The organism is Bdellovibrio reynosensis, from assembly GCF_022814725.1.
GTDB classification, from domain to species: domain Bacteria; phylum Bdellovibrionota; class Bdellovibrionia; order Bdellovibrionales; family Bdellovibrionaceae; genus Bdellovibrio; species Bdellovibrio reynosensis.
Window position 1 is genome coordinate 1,731,083 of the sequence record NZ_CP093442.1, and the last position, 17,742, is coordinate 1,748,824.

Below are 17,742 nucleotides of genomic sequence, written 5' to 3' on the forward strand. Positions count from 1 at the left end.
TTTAAGACTTACTTCCCTAACGCTTCGATCAGCTTATAGTGACTACTTTTACTGAAGGGATTCGGCAGCCGCAAAAGTTCTTAATAATTTTTCAAGGGCTGTTACTTCTGCTTCTAATGGCGCATATTTCTTTCGAAGCTCAGTGCGTGCCCGGTTTTTAAGAACTGTAAAGTTGCGGCGACTAGAAAACTTCCACGCCGGATTTTTTTGACAGGCCTTTAAAGCTTTCTTTAGCATGCTGTACTCTTCGTTTAGGACTAAAGAACTTTGATATATCTCATCCGTGGTGAGGTCGTTAAGCTGCCCTAGCTCTGCCATACAAAGCAGATCGATGCGTTTTAAAGCTTCGTAATCCAAGTTTCGATAAGCTGCCTGAACGCGCTGCCATTTTATGGAAGCCCACTCTTGGTGTTCCTGTGACATTCCGACCTGCTTATCGGGGTGAAGCAGGCGCACTAGTTTTCGATAAACAGTGCGAGCTTGATTTTCAGCTTCGGATTTTTCTTTTTCAAGTGCCACTTCATCGGCGTTATCTGCAATAATCTGTTGCAGAAATTCTTTTAGATGCAACGGCATGTTTCTAAGGAACCGTTGTTGATAGGCGGGATTTGCCGCTTTCCAGACACGCCCTAACAGCTTCCAATCACCACACTTCATGGCTATATGAAAGGTTTCTTTAAAAAGTTGATAGCCCGCCATAGGCACTGACAAATGCCGAGCCATCATATCATCATCAACTTCGTTTAAATAATGATACACGGAACGAGCTTTTCGTTTTAAACCGCTTAACGCCGAATCATCTTTAAAAAAGATTTCAGCGAAGTTCACGGCGGGCTCTTGGATAACTTTTTTAGAAATAGCGCTGCCGTCAGCTAAACTTCGGGTCGCAGCATCGAAGCGATTTTTTCTAAGCTTATCGATCACAAATCGCCAAACATCATCGCCGGCCTGATATTGGCTTTCTTCTTCCTTAAGCATGAAATAAGCACGCTCTAAAGAGACCTTAGAGGTTTCAGCAACATGTTTTAAGTGCACGTGAAAAGTGGTCAAAATTTTATGTCTTTTTTCGAGCAATTCGCCTGCTTGAAGTTCATCCCTGAAAGTCAGATTGTACCAATCGTGATAAAGAATCTGATCACACAGCAAAAGATTAGCATGATCTTTTTCAAGCTTGCGGATTTTTTTTAGCAAGTTCGATGAAGCAAAGAAGAGGTCTTTGCGAATTTCATTATCGTCAACCACGGAAAGGGTTCGTGGCGAATGGTGAACATCACGATGCATAGGGGAAATGGATTACCATGCTCGCTATTTCATCGCCTAATAAAAACAGCAGATTGCTAAATCAATTAGCAGTTTTAATTTTCGATATCGACAATGACAGGCAAATGATCAGAAACCCAAGTGCCGTTTTTAGTTTTTGGAGTTTGCACCTGGTATAGGCAGGTTTTAGTACCATGATCCGTATAGATATAATCTAAGCGGCGCTCCATGATGATGTAAGTACTTAACGGCCCTACCGGAGCATGTAGCGAGCTTGTTCTGGTATCAACCAGCTCTTGATCTAAGACCGACATTGTTTCTTCTGAAGTCGTGACATTTAAATCACCCATTAAAACAACTTGATTCTGGCCCGCAATCGCTTTGACTTTTTCTAAAGCCAACTTCGCGCTTTCAACGCGGGCCTTTTCACTTAAAAAGTCAAAATGCGCATTAAATACGAAAAGAGTTTTACCCGTTTGTTTGTTCTGAAGCTGCACCCAAACCGTTCTGCGTGCCATAGAACTTCCCCAGTTTCTGCTATCCGGAACATCAGGAGTTTTTGACATCCAAAATTCGCCATCAGTGATCATCTCAAACTTTTCAGCGTTAAAGAACAACGTTGTGTACTCGGTATTGTGATTTGGAGAGGGTCTAGACCGGAAGATTTTTTGAAGGTGTGGAGTTTTTTTAGACAGTGTGGAAAGCATCGCCTCTGTGCCTTCCTGGGTTCCTAAGATATCGATCTGCTGATCCCTGGCCCACGCTGATATAGAATTAGACCGTGTATCCCAGGAACCAAAAAGAAATGAATAAGGCACATTTGTAGTCATAAGGTTCAAGGTTGCGACACGAACATGAGAAGAGCTGCCTGGTTCACAAGCCACATATTCCGCTGCTGCCATTAGCGGGCCTGCAAAGGTAATTAAAAAACTGATAACAAAAGGAAAAAAACGTGACGACTTCATTGCAACCTCAGTTGGAAAATGGACCCCATGAAAACTAAATAAAAATGAGGTTTTCAGCCATTTCTTTCATGTTTATTGCAGAAAAAGGAAGATTAGTCCTTAATATTTTTCAAAGCCGCTGTTCAAACTGTTTACAGTTAAGGATCTTGAAACATTCGCGGAGATGATGGGGTTTGTTTAGCGTCCTTTTCAAGCTCAGTTTGTAATTTTAAAGCGAGGTTTCCCGCATCTGATTTAACTAAGTAAGCCGGGGTTTCCTTGCTTCCGCGACGCGTGATCTTTTTGCCTTTGATGGTTTTCGTGACTGCCTCATGGAACACTTCTTCCACGCGTCCATGAATAAAGGACCCATACCATGCCCATTTTACCTTTGAACCCACCCTGAACGCCATTCGACACTCCTAACACTTAACACCATTTAACATTCTTCGTGACGCAACTTCAAGAAACTGGGAAAAAAACACCAAAAGGAGCAATCATGTCTTTAGCAACGGTTCTATCTTTATTTTTATTCCAAACTCCGCCAGCTCAGGCTGCCAATGTAACTATCGAAGGCTTTAGAAATAAAGAAGGCTTTGCGGCTATCAGCGTGTTCCACGAAAGAGAACAAAGAGCATTCCCTGGCGAAGCGGCGAAAGCTTACAAGACTTTTTACCTTCCAATTCCTCAGAATAAAAAAATTGAGATTAAATTAGATAATGTTCCTGCTGGCAAATATGCCATTGCTCTTCTTCATGATGAAGATGGAAATAAAAAATTAAACACGGTGCTTGGTTATCCTCGCGAAGGCTTCGGTTTTTCAAATAATCCAAGAGTTCTTGTAGGCGCTCCTGACTTTTCAAAATGCGCGGTTGAACTGAATGATGATTCGTTGGTGAATATCAAACTTAAGTACTTCTAGATTTTTGCGCTACGTCCCTTTCATTTTGTGTAGGGACGTTCGTTCCCACGATAGTGGAATTCTCTCTTAGATTCATTTTCCTGAGGGTCCACGTATTTTATTTTTCCGTCTTTAAATAGAACGCGACCTCGTGAAATCATCGATCTAATTGCAAAATCCTTTTTATCTACAATTAAAATATCCGCATCCTTTTTGGCAGCTAAAGATCCTTTGTCCTTCAGCTGCAAAACTTCAGCTGTATTTTTTGTTACATATCCCAACGCTTCGGTAAGATCTAGGCCATGGTTAACAAAGCAGTCGCGCACCTGAGAAAATAATGTCTCTGGAGAATTCACAGAGGCGTCCGTTGAAAAAGTCATTTTGTCTTTGTGGCCCCCATGGGAAACGAAGGTTTTTAAGCACTCAAAGGCGTCTTCCTCTGAAATATCGATATCTACAAAACAACCTTTCTTGGTGAGTTTTGCACCTTCAGCTAAAAGTCGATCATTGCGATTTAGATGGGTAGGATAAAGGTAGCGAGCTTCGATTTCGTATTCTTCCATCAATTCAAAAATATGCTTTAAACCATTTTTACCTTCACCAATGTGAAAATGCGTAAGCCCCGCTTTCTTTGAAAGCATTCCTGCGACCCGTGCATCGGCTACGATTTTAGCTAATTGGTTAAGGTCAGGATCGCGAGAGCGCTCATCAGAAAGAGCGACTTCCCCAACGCCAATGATCTCTTTAACAAATAAAATATCAGTGCGCACATCCGAAGTTAGACATCGAGGTGGAACTTCATAGCCGCCCGTGTAGCAAAGTGCTGAAAAACCAATTTCGACAAATGATTTTACCCTGGCTAAAAGATGCGCCATGTTTTTAGTGATCGTGTCGGATCCCAGGCAGCCGACAACTGTGGTGATGCCACCTTTAACAAGCTCATGGCTATAGATACAAGGTGTTTGGGTCGAAAAGCCATCTTCGCCACTACCACCACTAAGATGTTCGTGGGGATCAATCAACCCGGGGATAACGTAACAGTTACGTGCATCAAGGGTTTCTAAATCTTGATCAATAAGTTTTAACGCTGATATATCTTTGTATGCACCCACATGGATAATTTTTTCAGTTCCAACAAGAACATTTAATTCGCCTTTTGGCTCTGGTGAAAAAACCTCTCCGCCTTCAATTAGAATCATTTTTTATGTCCTTCAGTTCTTGGTTTATGAAAAACTACATCTCATCAAAAAATACGTGCTGTATGACCAACCTGCTTTTAGGAATAGCTGGCATACGTTTCCGATCAATGTCCAGGTTTTGCGGCGGAACTTCATATTTCATTCGTAAAGCGAAAAACTCCAACGCCACCTTCATCAAGGCGATGGTTATAAACTCCCCGGGGCATCTGTGCCCTGTAAGGTCGCCGCCACCTTGCGGAATAAAACCAAATTTATCATTTTCGCGTTGTAAGAATCTTTCGGGAATAAACTCTTCAGGTGCTTGCCATATGCGCGGATCATGGTTGGTTCCATAGATGTCCAAAATGACCTGTGTGTCTTTTTTAAAGTGAACATCCTTCCAGACAAAATTATCTTTTACTTTTGCTAAAAGCGAAGGAAAGAAAGGGTAGAATCTGCGAACCTCCTGCACGAAAGCTTCATTGTAATCTGGTCCACTGTGCTGAACGCTTTTTTTGATTGAAGGATGCATATGCAACGCCAAGGCCTCATAGACCATGAATACCGAGATGGCCACTGTCGGTCGCAAAAGATTTAATATCTCGATAGCCGCTGTTTTAACGCTTAAGAAATCGCCTTTAACATCCCTATGTAAAGCAATAGCCTGAAAAGGTGTATTGATGGCTGAGGGAGCACGCATGCGCGCGTCCTGGACAAGATTCATGATCCAACTTTCTGCTTTTTTCCTCTGCATTCGCGATTTTACATGACGAATCCCTACCGAGCCTGCCGAATCAAATAGAGCCGTCAGCTGCCGCGATCTTGTTTTCACTTCATCTTCTTTTAACGGAACCCCGGCCCATTCACAAACAGAGCGTGTCAGTAGTTCTTGCAACTCATCGTAAAGAGTCACACGACGCCTTTTTTCCCACATTCGGCAATAATATTTAAACCAGCGGGACGTGATGTTTGAAATTTTCACTATGCTTTCTTCAGACATGATCGACATAAACATTTCTTTACGCAGGCTATGTTCAATTCCGTCTAATCCTTGCACTCCCCCCTTTCCAAACAAAGTAGCACGTAAAGGTTCAGGAGCAGCACCGACACGGGTGAATCGAGTGGGATCATAAAACAGAACTGCTGCTTCTTTCCCGGTCATACATATTGTTTTTTTCATTAAGAGGCGGGTTTCAAACAAGTCACTATTCAACCTAAGACACTGCCTTGAAATAAAACGATAGGGATCAGCGATTAGTGAAAGTGTGCTGTCCGGAGAAAGATCTTCATTTTGATTAACTTGCCGACCCTCAAGCATTAGACCTCCACTCTTAATGGAAATTCTAAATTGCGAATAGGGCAGCCGCAAATGGCGCAACCGTTTCCTTTAACAAGCTTGGAATCTGACAGTTTAAGGTCTACAAAGAAAACTGCTGCATCAACTTAGCAGCGATTGGGTTTTCGATTTTTCTTTGGGCTGAAATAAGCCAAAGTTCCTCGTAAACCCCCTCCAGACGTCCTAAACGGATCAGATTCTTTTCTTTCAGATTCTTCATTTCTGATAGTGGAGCTAGGCCAAGGCCATCTTCAGCAAGAAGTTTCTGAAGTGATGTATCCTGCGTTTCAGCAACAGGCTCTATATGAATACCTTTAAGCTTAAAAAAGTGATTAAGGTCGTGCCGAAGTTTACTGTGTAAAGTCGGTAAAACGAAGGGCTTGCCGTTCAAAGACTGGGGAAAAGATTTTTTTAGTGCTCCAAACTTTGCTGAACCATAAACAGCGACTGGCATTTTTGCTACGGACTTGGAATAAACTTTTTCTTCTTCCATCAACTGCGCTGGATAATTTGAAACAATAAGATCCAAGCGATGGGCCCTTAATTCCCTAAGGAGTTCGTCGCCCCGCCCCTCAAGAATAGAAACTGTGCACGGGGCAATTTTGTAAGCTTCTTTAGCTAAAGACAAAAGCACATTTTTTGGAACGCCATCTAATGCGCCGATCTGCAAATGAGTTTGATTCTGAGATGTTTGGTCTTTTATCACTTCTAACATTTCATCGCCCAAACGAAAGATTTCGTTTGCATAGTCTAAGGCTGCTTTGCCTGCTTCAGTAAGAACCAGTTTACGATGGCGACGTTCAAAAAGAGATTTTCCTAAAATATCCTCGAGCTGGCGAAGCTGGGTGCTTAAGGTAGGTTGCCCAATGCGCAATTTTTCAGAGGCCTTGGCGATACCGCCTTCATTGGCGATCGCGCGGAAATAATAAAGGTGATGATAATTAAGCCACTGCATCAATAAATCTCACTTTGGAAAAAACAAACTATTTCTTCTGATTTATCGTGTTTTCAGAAGTGTCTGTCAAAACTATAATGGTTTTTTGAAAAGGAAACTTATGAGTACAGTATCTAAGAAGATTGAAAATCTATTTGAAGGCATTATCTTTTCCAGCCGTTGGATCCAAGCCCCTATTTATGGCGGACTTATCGTGGGGGCCGTTTTATATACATATAAATTTCTAGTAGAGCTTATTCATCTTTGCGCCACAGTAAGCACTATTTCAGAAGAACTCTTGATGTTAGGGATCCTGACCCTTGTTGATATCTCGATGGTATTAAATCTTTTAATCATGGTTATTGTTGGTGGTTACGCCACCTTCGTTAGCCGTATGAATTTGCAACACCATGAAGATCGTCCAGACTGGCTTGAAAAGATTGACGCTGGAACTTTAAAGGTAAAACTAGCCGGCGCCCTTGTTGGCATCTCTGGGATCCATTTATTAAAATCATTTATCAACATCAACAATAAGGACTTTGCCCAGGTACAGTGGCAGATCGTAATCCATGTGGTTTTCCTAATTTCTACATTGATGCTCGCTTATACCGAAAAGGTCCTTCATTCTTCCCATCATAAAGATGCTAAACCAGCAGGAGACCACCATGGGTAATTTTATTTCATCTGTTTCGGTTGCACCAAACTGGCTTTGGATTGTGTTTTCCATCGGTATTCTAGTTTTGCTAGCGATTGATCTAAGCCTTTTTGGAAAAGGTCACGATACGGTCTCAAAGAAAAAAGCATTAATTGAAAGTGCTTTGTGGATTAGTATCGCACTTTTGTTCAACCTTTGGTTTGGATACGAGTATGGTAAAGATCTAGGGATCGAGTTCCTTACCGGATATCTGGTTGAAAAAAGCTTAAGCGTCGACAATCTATTTATCATCTTGCTGATTTTCAGCTCATTTAAAATTCCGGAAAAATACCAGCACCGAGTTTTATTCTATGGTGTTTTAGGTGCCATCGCGATGCGCGCCTTCTTTATTATTCTTGGTGCTCAGTTGCTGAATCTTTTCCACTGGATTTTATACGTGTTCGGCGCAATTCTTGTCATCACGGCCATCAAATTCATTCGTGAGTCTGATGAAAAAATCGACGCCAAAGAAAGCTGGTCTATTCGCCTACTGAAAAAGTTCTTCCCGACTACGGATAAAATCGAAGGTCAAAACTTTTTCGTTCTTGAAAATGGTGTGAAAAAAGTAACTCCACTTTTCTTAGCCTTGGTCGTTATTGAGGTTACAGACTTAGTTTTTGCAGTGGATTCAATTCCCGCAGTGTTTGCGGTCACTCAAGATGCTTTCGTCGCTTTTGCTTCAAATATCTTAGCGATCCTTGGTCTGCGTGCTTTGTACTTTGTGCTTGCCGATTGGGTGGTTAAATTAAGATATCTTAAACCCGGTCTTGCTGCAGTTCTTGGTTTTATCGGAACAAAAATGTTAATCATTGATTTTGTGAAGATCCCAAGCTGGGTGTCTTTGCTAGTGATCACGGCCATTCTTGCCACCGCAGCTTTAAGTTCTTGGTATGTCGCCAAGCTTGAAGAACAAAAGGGGCGAAGCAAAGATCCTTTTGAAAATAAATAAATAAAAAAAGCCCACCTAAAAAGTGGGCTTTTTTTTACATTATTGTTCCCTTTGGATTTCCAACCTCAGCTGGCAGCGGAATAAATTCCTGATCGTCTCCAGGAATAGCTTTGAAAAGTTCGTTGCTAGGACCAGGTCCCGGCAACCAGGCTTTCTTCGCTCGATCTAATTTTTCTTGCGAACTAGCGACAAAGTTCCAGTAAATAAATCTTTTTCCAACGGGACTTCCACCAAGGATCATGACCTTCGAATCAGTCAGGGCTTCTAACTCTAAGTCATCCCCTGTTTCAACAATGGCCATTGAATAAGGATCGACTTCTTTGCCATCGGCCCTGATTTTCCCTGTGACCACGTAAGCTGCAGCTTCACATCCTAACACTGGAAAATTAAGTAGCTGCCCGGCCGTAATATTTGCTTCTAAATAAAAAAGATCTGAATGAGCTTTGACAGGGCTTGTGTGTCCTAGGGCATTCCCAACTAAAAGCTTCAGTTTTATTTCCCCAATAGTAAACTCAGGAAGAGTGTCCGCGGGATGATGAATAAAGCTTGGTGCAACATCCTCGAATTCCTCTGGTAATGCCACCCACAACTGGATTCCGTGCATATGGTTTTCATGCTCGCGCTCAAACGATGGTGTGCGCTCTGAATGGACTATTCCTTTTCCAGCAGTCATCCAGTTAATCGCCCCTGGTTCAATCAACTGATCTGAACCTAAGCTGTCACGATGTCGAATTTTTCCCGTAAATAGGTACGTTACTGTTGCAAGCCCAACATGAGGATGAGGCCTTACATCCATTCCTTCATGGGATCTAAAATCAGCTGGCCCCATGTGATCAAAAAAAATAAAAGGACCGACCATGCGATGGGTGGCATATGGAAGAATACGTCTAACATTGAATCCACCAAGATCTTTTTCTCGAGGTGGTATAACTAATTGAATTTTTCCCATGGAAACAGAGTCATCTTTAATAGAGACAAGGTCAACTGCTGGACAACAACGAAAATGAAAATGTAATTCATCAACTCTAATTCTTAGGTCAGTCCATCTTTAAGACCCCATGGTAAAAGTTATTCAAAATTAAAACTTACTTAGGGGGCATCATGAATCAAGATGATTACTACTATTCACCGAACGATCCTGACGAAAGTTATCAAAGATATGAAAGAACCTATGATGGAAGCTTGCGCTTCGCTGGGGATCGCGGCGGATTGCGCAACTTTGCCGGCAAAGGGCCTAAAAATTATCAAAGGTCTGATGAACGTATCTACGAGGAAATTTGCGAAATCCTGACGTTAGATCCAGATGTGGATGCTTCCGACATTGAAGTCAAAGTTCGAAATGGCGAAGTCACACTCAGTGGCACAACTGAAACAAAAAGTCTTGGTCGCTATGTGGAAAACAGCATTGAACATATAACTGGCATTAAAAATATCCTGAATCGGATAAAAGCCACGGAACAGGATCCCGACCGCAGCCGCATTAGCCATTCCTTAAGATAAATTACAGCCTATCGTTTTTAAGAAGTTCTTTATAATAACACTCATCAAGCGAGGTATTTTATGAAAATTAAAAATGTGATGTCTCCCCGTGCTTCCGTGATCCACTTCGATAAAACTGTGGTTGAGGCTGCCATGATGATGGAAGCCCAGGATGTCGGCTCTATCCCTGTAGAAAAAAATGACAAAATGATTGGTATGATCACGGATCGCGATATTTGCATACGAGTTGTTGCTCAGCGCAGGGATCCAAACATCACAACCGTTGAAGAAGTGATGAGTGAAGGTATTGAATACTGCTTTGAAGAAGATGAAATCAACTCCGTTGCTACAAAAATGGCGCGCAATCAAGTTCGACGTCTTCCAGTTGTGAATGCCAATAAAAGATTGGTCGGAATGGTCAGTCTTGGAGATATCGCTACCAAGGTAAAGGACCCGTCCATCAGTCATCAGGTCCTTTCTGGCGTTTCTCATCACTAGTATGGATTTTTTAGGGCGCTTTAAAGATCGGGAGGAAGCTGCAAAGCTTCTTTCCGAAAAACTGATTCATCTAAAAAATGAAAATCCCATTGTGCTCGCTATTCCTCGTGGAGCTGTACCAATAGCGGCGAAAGTCGCCGAGCAGTTGGATGCGCCCATGGATTTAGTTCTGATTAAAAAAATTGGCGCCATCCATAATCCTGAACTAGCCATCGGCGCAATTAGTGAAGATGGCCATACCTTCTTCAATAAAGAGCTCGTACAAATATTGGGCATTACCTCAGAAACCCAAAATAAGTTAGCCCAAACAAAATTAGCGGAATTAAAAGAACAAAAAGAAAGGTTGCTTGGCGACCGAGCCAGTTTTGAAATCAAAGATCGCACCGTCATTATTGTTGATGACGGAATTGCTACCGGAGCTACTTTGATTTCTTCCATTCAATTCTTACGACATAAAAATCCAAAGAAGATCATCGTTGCAGCGCCGGTCGGCGCCAAAGACACTATTAAAAAAATTGAAAAGATTGCCGATGACGTGATCGTTTTAATGGCGCCTGTGGATTTTATTGCCGTAGGTCTATGGTATGAAACCTTTGATCAAGTCAGTGACAAAGAGGTCAGGGAGCTCTTAAAACCGCAGAAGCTGTCGCTTTCTACTTCCAAAAAATCCGTGCAGATTCCTATTCAAGGAGGAACTTTAAAGGGAGATCTCCACGTATCTAAAGATATGAAGGGGTTAGTGTTGTTTGCCCATGGAAGTGGCAGCAGTCGCCTAAGTCCCCGCAACAGATATGTGGCTGACTGTTTAAATCAAGAAAACTTCGGAACTTTATTATTGGATCTTTTAACCGAAGAAGAAGCCTTAGAGCGCAGCCAGGTGTTTGATATTCCCAAACTTGCCGAAAGACTGCAGACAGCGACCTTATGGATTCACAACCAATTTAAAAATACCCCTTTAGGATATTTTGGCGCAAGTACCGGCGCCGGAGCCGCACTTGTAGCAGCAACCAAGCCCAACTTATCAATCAAAGCCGTGGTCAGCCGCGGAGGCAGACCGGATTTGGCGGGTGAATATCTATCTAAGGTCAAAGCGCCGACTTTACTTATCGTCGGCGGGGCTGATGACATAGTCATCACTTTAAATATGCAAGCGCAAAAGAGACTCAGAAATTGTGAACTAATCATTGTGCCTGACGCCACCCACCTTTTCGAGGAAGAAGGTGCCCTAGATCAGGTTGTGGACCATGCAATCAAATGGTTTAAACATTATTTAGAACACGGCAACTTAAAGTCTGATGAGACCTTAACTAAATCAAGTTCAAAAAGATCCTCAGACGATTTAAATCGACTGTAAAGGGACAAATGATATTCATCTGCTTGGGTCTTTTTAAGGCGTGTAAACATGGCATAGTCACGCAGCTCTATCCCATACTTTGCCTCATCTTCAAATTCTTCGTATTTTGCGTTTCCGGTCTGCAGACTGCGCTCGGGCAAATAGTCAATGTTGCGTAAAATATCATTGTTAACACCGACGAAATAAAAATTTGTCAGAAAATTTTGAGGTTCGATCAGAAGTACGAGGGATTTACAAAGTTCTTCGTTCATAGTGGAAGGCCTTGTACTTTGATTATCGCAACTCGTGATTTTATAAGTTCCAATAAATTTTTTAAAGGTCGTTGCCTGGGCAACACCCGAAAGAACAATTAAAATTAGAAAACAAAAGGTAGATACCTTCACGAACAGACAGCTCCACTAGACGGAACTTAATAAAAGCTAATACGAAGCGCGAAGCAACAAAAAGTCGCTACGCATCGGGCAATAAAGACGATGAATTACTTCAATTCTTTTTGAAGCTCTATTTTTACAGCAGAAAATTCTTTTTGAGCTTCGTCAGCCAGATTTGCATAATCATTATTCTGCAAATTTCCACGACCTATCTTTTCCAACTCAAAACACATTTCTGATAAACGAATCGCGCCCAAACTTGCAGAAGAAGATTTTAAACTATGGGCGATTTCACCCATGCTTTTAAGATCGCCACTTCTAGCAGCAGTCACCAGATCTTGGACAATCTTTTCACTGGTTGAAAGATAAGTATTAATTAGATTTTTCAAAAAAGGATTATCAGGAGTTTCTAAAACTCGAAGACTGTCTAAAGCCCCACGGTCTAGTGTTACGGACACGGTGCCTCCCTTTATCTATAAGTTAGCTGAGAATACTTTCAAAGGTCAAATTTAAGTTTTTCCCGTAATTTGTCGAAAAATCCTTTGAGGTGTTATGGCAAATATACTGATGGTCGACGATGACCCAGTAATTCTTAAAATCGTAGAAGCGGCTTTAGTAAAAGCTGGTCACTCTGTCGTTCTTGCAATCGACGGTTTTGCTGCCATTGATAAGCTACAAAACGAAATCTTTGATTTGGTTATTTCCGACATCAATATGCCTAACCTGTCAGGCTTTGACTTAATTGCGACAATTAAAAAAGAACAGCGATTTAATCAAATTCCAACTATGTTATTAACGGGTTTAAGAGAGAAAAAAGATGTTGAAAGAGCCCTTCGTTCCGGGGTTGATGACTATCTTATTAAGCCCATAGATCACGATATTCTACTGGCAAAAGTAGAAGCTCTTTTATCTAAAAGAAGTGATCATAGTTTTAAAGACACGCCGGTTAAGTTTTCTGGCACTTGGGAAATTTTTTTTGATCTTATTGGAATTTCAGAGCAAGGGTTAACATTCTTGTCCCCTTTATCCATTCCTCTGAACAAAAAATTTAAAATCCAAAGTGACTTGTTTACGCATATCGGAATTCAAACACCGACCCTGCGAGTGGCATCCTGTGCGCAAGGTGGGGATCACACCACTTCATTTTTAGTAAAGACAGTGTTTATTGGTCTTTCAGAGTCCGAGCATCACAAAATTCGCCGTTGGGTTATGGCAAACGCACCACGAATTCATAAGGCTTCATAAATACCTAAGTCTATTTCTCGGCAAAAAAATTGTTAACTTTTGCTGACAATTCATGCCTCTTTCCGAGACTAAACCTCTATAAACAAATATAAATTGCCAAGTCCTGTATATCGGCAATGAATCACAAAGCCGAGACGAAATCTGAACTCAACAAAATTCTATTTTCTATAGTATTATCCGAAGAGTAAGTTACGTGGAAGGTGAATGAAGAAGCTTAATAAAACAAACATCGGGTTTATACTAGGTATCCTGTTGATCATACTGATTGGGGTCAACTCAGTTATCAGTACACGAAATCTTCTCAAAACCAACTCCGATGTAAGCCATGTTTATCGTCAACAAATTGAGCTTGAACATCTCGCGCACCATATTGCCACAGCCAATGCCCAAGTGCGCGGTTATCATATAACCGAAGACTCAAGTTATCTTACAAAGTATCAGAATACAAAATCCGAAGTCGCCGCTACCCTAACACGAATTCGCAGTCTGGTGCTTAAAGATAACAATCTTAAAGACAAGTGGGAAAACTTAAGAATCATTTTACAAGTTCGCATCAATTTCCTTGATGAATTCCTAGCAGAAAGAAAACTTCGTGGGCCGAAAGCTGTAACCGCGATCCGCTTAAAAAAAGGTAAAGAAATTGAGGGCACCTTGAACAGTGCTATCAGCGAGATGTTAGGTTATGGGGAACAGAAGCTTCAAGAAAAAAAGGCACTGTCTAATCGTAATGCGATCACTAACTATGTGATCATTTTGGCAGGAAGTTTTTTTGCAATTCTTTTTATTCTCGTCGCTATGATAATGGTCCTTCGCGATAATGCGGGAAGAAAAAAAGCAGAACAAGACCTGAACCAGTTTTTCAACGTTTCCATCGACTTGTTAGCCATGGCGGATACCAAGGGTTATTTCCGAAAGATCAATCCCGCGTTCGTAGAACTTTTGGGATACTCTGCAGAGGAGTTCTGCTCTAAACCAGCCATTGAATTTATTCATCCTGATGATGTCGAATCAACAATTCGCGAAATTCAACGACAGGCCAAAGGCCATACGGTCATGTCTTTTGAAAATCGTTATCGCTGTAAAGACGGAAGCTACAAGTGGCTTTCATGGAGATCTGTTCCTGTCGGAGATATCACTTACGGCACGGCCCGCGATATTACTGAATCTAAGAAAATAGCCGAGGAACTGCAAAATGCTAAATTAGCGGCTGAAACTGCTTCTAAGGCGAAATCTGAATTCCTCGCGAACATGAGCCATGAGATACGTACTCCCCTTAATGGTATCATTGGAATGACGGATCTATTAAACGAAACTCAGTTAAATTCTGAGCAAAAGAATTTTGCTCAGATCATCCAAGAGTCTGGCACCGCACTGCTTTCGATTCTTAATGGTATTTTAGATCTGTCTAAAATCGAAGCTGGTAAAATTGTTTTGGAATCTACTGAATTTGACGTGCGAGAGTTATTAACCCGATATTCACACCTTCTAAAAGGAAGTCTAAAAAGTAAAAATCTTGATTTACAAATTTTCGTGGATCCCAAAATTCCCCACGTGCTTCAAGGCGATTCTAACCGAATTGGTCAGATCCTTTTAAATCTTTTAGGTAATGCGGTGAAATTTACTGAGAAGGGCCACATCAGTGTGGCAGCCACACTTCAATCAACTCAAGGTTCGACTGCAACATTAAGATTTGAAGTGCAAGACACTGGAATAGGCATGACAAACGCCCAGACTAAACAATTGTTTCAGCCTTTTACTCAAGGAGATGGATCTACTTCCAGAAAGTATGGAGGCACTGGTTTGGGGCTTTCAATTAGTAAACGTCTTGCAGAATTGATGGATGGAAAAATCGGCGTGGAAAGTGAAGCAGGTAAAGGCTCCACTTTTTGGTTTACTGTTGATGTCACTTTTGATCTAGAAGCCACAGCTGGCAAAAAATCCAGCGCAAAAACTGAAGTGGCGACAAAATCCTTCACCGTAAGCAAAAAGATTTTGGTTGTGGAAGACAATCTTGTGAATCAAACAATCATCATCTCGATGCTTAAAGGATTAGGTCATAAAGTAGATGTGGCAAGTAATGGATGCGAAGCTGTTAAGGTTTACAAGAATTACGCGTACGATCTGATTCTAATGGATTGCCAGATGCCCGAAATGGATGGCTACACGGCCACTGAAAAAATCCGTGAAATACAGAACGAATCCTCAGAAGCAAAGATTCCAATATTAGCTTTCACTGCGAATGTTATGACGGAAGATGAAGAACGCTGCAGAAAATGTGGCATGGACGATATCTTAGCAAAGCCTGTAACATTAGATGCATTGAAACAGGCTATGAACAAATGGGTTTAAAAGTGCTTTCCGTTTTCGTAGTAAGCAGTCTTATTTAATTCGACGAAGATCACAACGACATCTGGCTGTTTGGTAAGCTCTCTGACCTTATCGCATATGTAAGAAGCACAGCTATTCTGCACCTCTTGAGTTCGCGCAAACCAAAGGACTTCAACAAACGGATAAGATGCGGTTTCTTGTCCCTCAGAAAAAAACTGGGAAGAAACTACCTCGAACGTAAAATTATCTTCTGAAGTGTTGATGATGGCAGCTAAGTCCTTCACCATCGTTGATGATAACTTAGCCACATCAGAACTCTTTACTGAACGCATTCGAATATGGGGCATGCTGCCTATTGTCCCTCTGAAGCTTGCGCGCTTTTTTTCTGCGCAGCCAATTCTAGCTGGCACACTTTGACCTTCGTTTCATATTCGTCATGGCGTTTTTCCAAAGTCTTTTTATAACCACGGAAACGGTTTAGACGATCTTTCAAAAACTCTTCAGAAAGTCCTACAATAATACGCTTGTCTTCAACACCGATGGCTGAAAAATCATCTTCTGGTGTTACATACTCTCTTGATTCCGTCCAACGTACTTTGCCATCTCCACCATTCTTGGAATCACCCATTTGTGTACGGCAGTCTCTTAGAACACCATATAAACCACGATTGTCTAAATAACGAGGACCTCCGTAAACTTTTGCTTCTAAATCATAAACATCTAATTCAATTCGACGTAACTCTTCGCCCATTGAAACTTTACGTTGGTAAACCATGTCGCCATCTTTAACTCCAACAACGGAATCACTACGAACAGGTGCTGCGATATCTACTTTTGTATCGATATCTTTAGCTTTGTGAGTTGACGAACAAGACACGGCGAACATCATTAGTACGATAAGTAGCATTTTCATGAAAGCCTCCACATCGGTTCATCGTAAATAGCGCTATGTTGAAGGTCAATTACAAGCAGGCAACTGCCCAAAGGACTGACGACCAGCCTGCGTCATTTAATTCAACACACAGCCCATCTTTGATCCGGCAAAAATTTGCATCCCCTTTCAGTAGATCAATACTGAAATCGATAAAAAAGGAGTTGGCCATGAAAAAAATATTACTGATATCTTTGCTATTTATCGGTGCCCATTCCTGGGCAAATCAAGAAACAGAAGGCGCAAGTACCATGGAATTCACCAGGGAAGAAGCTGCAAGAGCCCCAAGAGGACTGCTTCCATTTTTAACTCTGGGTGGGGGCTACACTGGTGGTGACGTTTTAAGCGATGTCGAAAGTTCGCCGGTTTCATTTAAACTTTTAGGTTCTTATTATTTAGAACATCAAGTTTTTGATGTGGGTTACGGTGTTAACAACCAACAATTCATAAAATCAGAAGGTACTAATTTAGAGACTGCTACTTCTGGTGGTGTTCTTGAATTAGCGGCTCGCTATAAATGGGATAATCGTTGGCAAGCTGGTCTTGTTGCAAATCATATGTTTGAACAAGGTCGTCAACTGGCGGCAGAACAAGGCGATGCTCAATTTGTGGGTCTTCAAGCTTTGCGTGAATTCAACATCACACAAGCTTGGTTAGCTCGTGTCGGTGCAAGAGCTATGACGTTAACTAATAATACCGGGGATGCTGTGAATATGTACCTCGTGGATTTACAATTGGGTTGGAATCCTCAAGCCTACCAAACTAGTGTACGTCAATCAGCAGAAAATCCAGTACAACGTGATCCCCAAGCCGCTATGGACGTTGAAGAGGAACCTACGTCCGTACAGATGACTGATACTGGGTTAAGAACAAAAATTGAGCCAGCTCGTCCCGTTGCCGTAGCACAACCCGAGTGGGCTTTACGAGACATCTCCATGTCAAACCTCGTCGCAGGTGATGCGATTATGTTTGAGCCTTCGAAAACAGAACTTGCAGAAGAAGATGAAGAACGATTAGTTCAAGTCGCAGAAGCATTAAAAGAAAATCCTGATCTAGTCGAAAGAATCGAAGTTCGTGGCTTTGCAGATTCATCTGGAGATCAAGAAACAAATCAAATGTTATCTAGACAAAGAGCAGAACAAGTTCGCACCATTCTGCAACAAAATGGCCTTACAGAAATTGATGTCGTTGCGGTCGGACGTGGTTCTGAAGAAGCCACTGGTAATTTGGATCAAGATAGACGTGCCGAACTTATCTTTATGGGCGTTAAAGATGAAAAAGCACTTCGTGATGCACTTTCAACTGTAGAATAAATGGCAGCATAAAAAGGCGCCGGTGAA

The 17,742-nt window shown here is 41.7% G+C and carries 19 protein-coding genes; 9 read left to right on the forward strand and 10 right to left on the reverse strand.

The annotated features are described in order from the left end of the window. Positions 1-48: 48 nt before the first annotated feature. From MNR06_RS08040 to MNR06_RS08050, 3 genes are all read right to left on the reverse strand, one after another. Entirely contained in the window at positions 49-1,242 is a 1,194-nt protein-coding gene (locus MNR06_RS08040; RefSeq protein WP_243540721.1) for a hypothetical protein, read from the reverse strand. Positions 1,243-1,355: 113 nt separating this feature from the next. Next, entirely contained in the window at positions 1,356-2,225 is an 870-nt protein-coding gene (locus tag MNR06_RS08045; protein WP_243540722.1) for an endonuclease/exonuclease/phosphatase family protein, read from the reverse strand. 137 nt (positions 2,226-2,362) lie between these two features. Next, positions 2,363-2,617, reverse strand: a complete 255-nt coding sequence (locus MNR06_RS08050; RefSeq protein ID WP_243540723.1) for a hypervirulence associated TUDOR domain-containing protein — start codon at positions 2,615-2,617, stop codon at positions 2,363-2,365. 86 nt (positions 2,618-2,703) lie between these two features. Between MNR06_RS08050 and MNR06_RS08055 the strand changes: the two genes are divergently transcribed. Continuing rightward, positions 2,704-3,126: a DUF2141 domain-containing protein gene (locus MNR06_RS08055; RefSeq protein ID WP_243540724.1), complete on the forward strand. Its 423-nt coding sequence runs from the start codon at positions 2,704-2,706 to the stop codon at positions 3,124-3,126. Positions 3,127-3,146: 20 nt separating this feature from the next. Here MNR06_RS08055 and MNR06_RS08060 read toward each other — a convergent pair whose 3' ends face one another. The 3 genes from MNR06_RS08060 to MNR06_RS08070 all read right to left on the reverse strand — a co-directional run bounded on the left by MNR06_RS08060 (position 3,147) and on the right by MNR06_RS08070 (position 6,574). Further along, complete coding sequence (locus MNR06_RS08060; protein WP_243540725.1) at positions 3,147-4,304, reverse strand: amidohydrolase family protein; 1,158 nt, start codon at positions 4,302-4,304, stop codon at positions 3,147-3,149. Positions 4,305-4,338: 34 nt separating this feature from the next. Next, positions 4,339-5,601 (reverse strand): cytochrome P450, encoded by a 1,263-nt coding sequence (locus tag MNR06_RS08065; protein ID WP_243540726.1) that lies wholly within the window; start codon positions 5,599-5,601, stop codon positions 4,339-4,341. 100 nt (positions 5,602-5,701) lie between these two features. Beyond that, positions 5,702-6,574, reverse strand: coding sequence for a LysR family transcriptional regulator (locus MNR06_RS08070; protein ID WP_243540727.1), 873 nt, complete (start codon positions 6,572-6,574; stop codon positions 5,702-5,704). Between the two features lie 100 nt (positions 6,575-6,674). Between MNR06_RS08070 and MNR06_RS08075 the strand changes: the two genes are divergently transcribed. Both MNR06_RS08075 and MNR06_RS08080 read left to right on the forward strand, forming a co-directional pair. After that, a complete protein-coding gene (locus MNR06_RS08075; RefSeq protein WP_243540728.1) occupies positions 6,675-7,226 on the forward strand; it encodes a TIGR00645 family protein in 552 nt (183 codons plus the stop codon). Then, positions 7,219-8,196, forward strand: coding sequence for a TerC family protein (locus tag MNR06_RS08080; protein WP_243540729.1), 978 nt, complete (start codon positions 7,219-7,221; stop codon positions 8,194-8,196). Before MNR06_RS08075 ends, MNR06_RS08080 begins: the two co-directional genes overlap by 8 nt. A 34-nt stretch (positions 8,197-8,230) precedes the next feature. On the opposite strand, the gene MNR06_RS08085 is transcribed toward MNR06_RS08080, so the two are convergent. Beyond that, the gene (locus MNR06_RS08085) at positions 8,231-9,145 is read right to left on the reverse strand and encodes a pirin family protein (RefSeq protein ID WP_243540730.1); all 915 of its coding nucleotides are present in this window, start codon (positions 9,143-9,145) and stop codon (positions 8,231-8,233) included. A gap of 152 nt (positions 9,146-9,297) precedes the next feature. Between MNR06_RS08085 and MNR06_RS08090 the strand changes: the two genes are divergently transcribed. The 3 genes from MNR06_RS08090 to MNR06_RS08100 are packed head-to-tail and all read left to right on the forward strand — an operon-like array spanning position 9,298 to position 11,527. After that, complete coding sequence (locus MNR06_RS08090; RefSeq protein ID WP_243540731.1) at positions 9,298-9,696, forward strand: BON domain-containing protein; 399 nt, start codon at positions 9,298-9,300, stop codon at positions 9,694-9,696. Positions 9,697-9,756: 60 nt separating this feature from the next. Beyond that, positions 9,757-10,173 (forward strand): CBS domain-containing protein, encoded by a 417-nt coding sequence (locus MNR06_RS08095; RefSeq protein WP_243540732.1) that lies wholly within the window; start codon positions 9,757-9,759, stop codon positions 10,171-10,173. A 1-nt stretch (position 10,174) separates the two neighbouring features. Beyond that, positions 10,175-11,527, forward strand: a complete 1,353-nt coding sequence (locus MNR06_RS08100) for a phosphoribosyltransferase family protein (RefSeq protein ID WP_243540733.1) — start codon at positions 10,175-10,177, stop codon at positions 11,525-11,527. A 478-nt stretch (positions 11,528-12,005) separates the two neighbouring features. On the opposite strand, the gene MNR06_RS08105 is transcribed toward MNR06_RS08100, so the two are convergent. Further along, the gene (locus tag MNR06_RS08105; protein ID WP_243540734.1) at positions 12,006-12,356 is read right to left on the reverse strand and encodes an Hpt domain-containing protein; all 351 of its coding nucleotides are present in this window, start codon (positions 12,354-12,356) and stop codon (positions 12,006-12,008) included. Between the two features lie 94 nt (positions 12,357-12,450). Here MNR06_RS08105 and MNR06_RS08110 point away from each other — a divergent pair, with 94 nt between their 5' ends. Beyond that, entirely contained in the window at positions 12,451-13,143 is a 693-nt protein-coding gene (locus MNR06_RS08110; RefSeq protein ID WP_243540735.1) for a response regulator, read from the forward strand. 204 nt (positions 13,144-13,347) lie between these two features. Further along, on the forward strand, positions 13,348-15,492 hold the full coding sequence (locus tag MNR06_RS08115; protein WP_243540736.1) for a hybrid sensor histidine kinase/response regulator: 2,145 nt from the start codon (positions 13,348-13,350) through the stop codon (positions 15,490-15,492). Here MNR06_RS08115 and MNR06_RS08120 read toward each other — a convergent pair. Both MNR06_RS08120 and MNR06_RS08125 read right to left on the reverse strand, forming a co-directional pair. Then, complete coding sequence (locus MNR06_RS08120; RefSeq protein ID WP_407933204.1) at positions 15,489-15,818, reverse strand: DUF1904 domain-containing protein; 330 nt, start codon at positions 15,816-15,818, stop codon at positions 15,489-15,491. The genes MNR06_RS08115 and MNR06_RS08120 overlap by 4 nt on opposite strands. Positions 15,819-15,823: 5 nt before the next feature. Further along, positions 15,824-16,384 carry a hypothetical protein gene (locus tag MNR06_RS08125; RefSeq protein ID WP_243540738.1) on the reverse strand — a complete coding sequence of 187 codons (561 nt, stop codon included), beginning with the start codon at positions 16,382-16,384 and terminating at the stop codon, positions 15,824-15,826. Positions 16,385-16,572: 188 nt separating this feature from the next. Here MNR06_RS08125 and MNR06_RS08130 point away from each other — a divergent pair, with 188 nt between their 5' ends. Next, positions 16,573-17,715, forward strand: coding sequence for an OmpA family protein (locus tag MNR06_RS08130; RefSeq protein ID WP_243540739.1), 1,143 nt, complete (start codon positions 16,573-16,575; stop codon positions 17,713-17,715). The last annotated feature ends 27 nt before the right edge of the window (positions 17,716-17,742 follow it).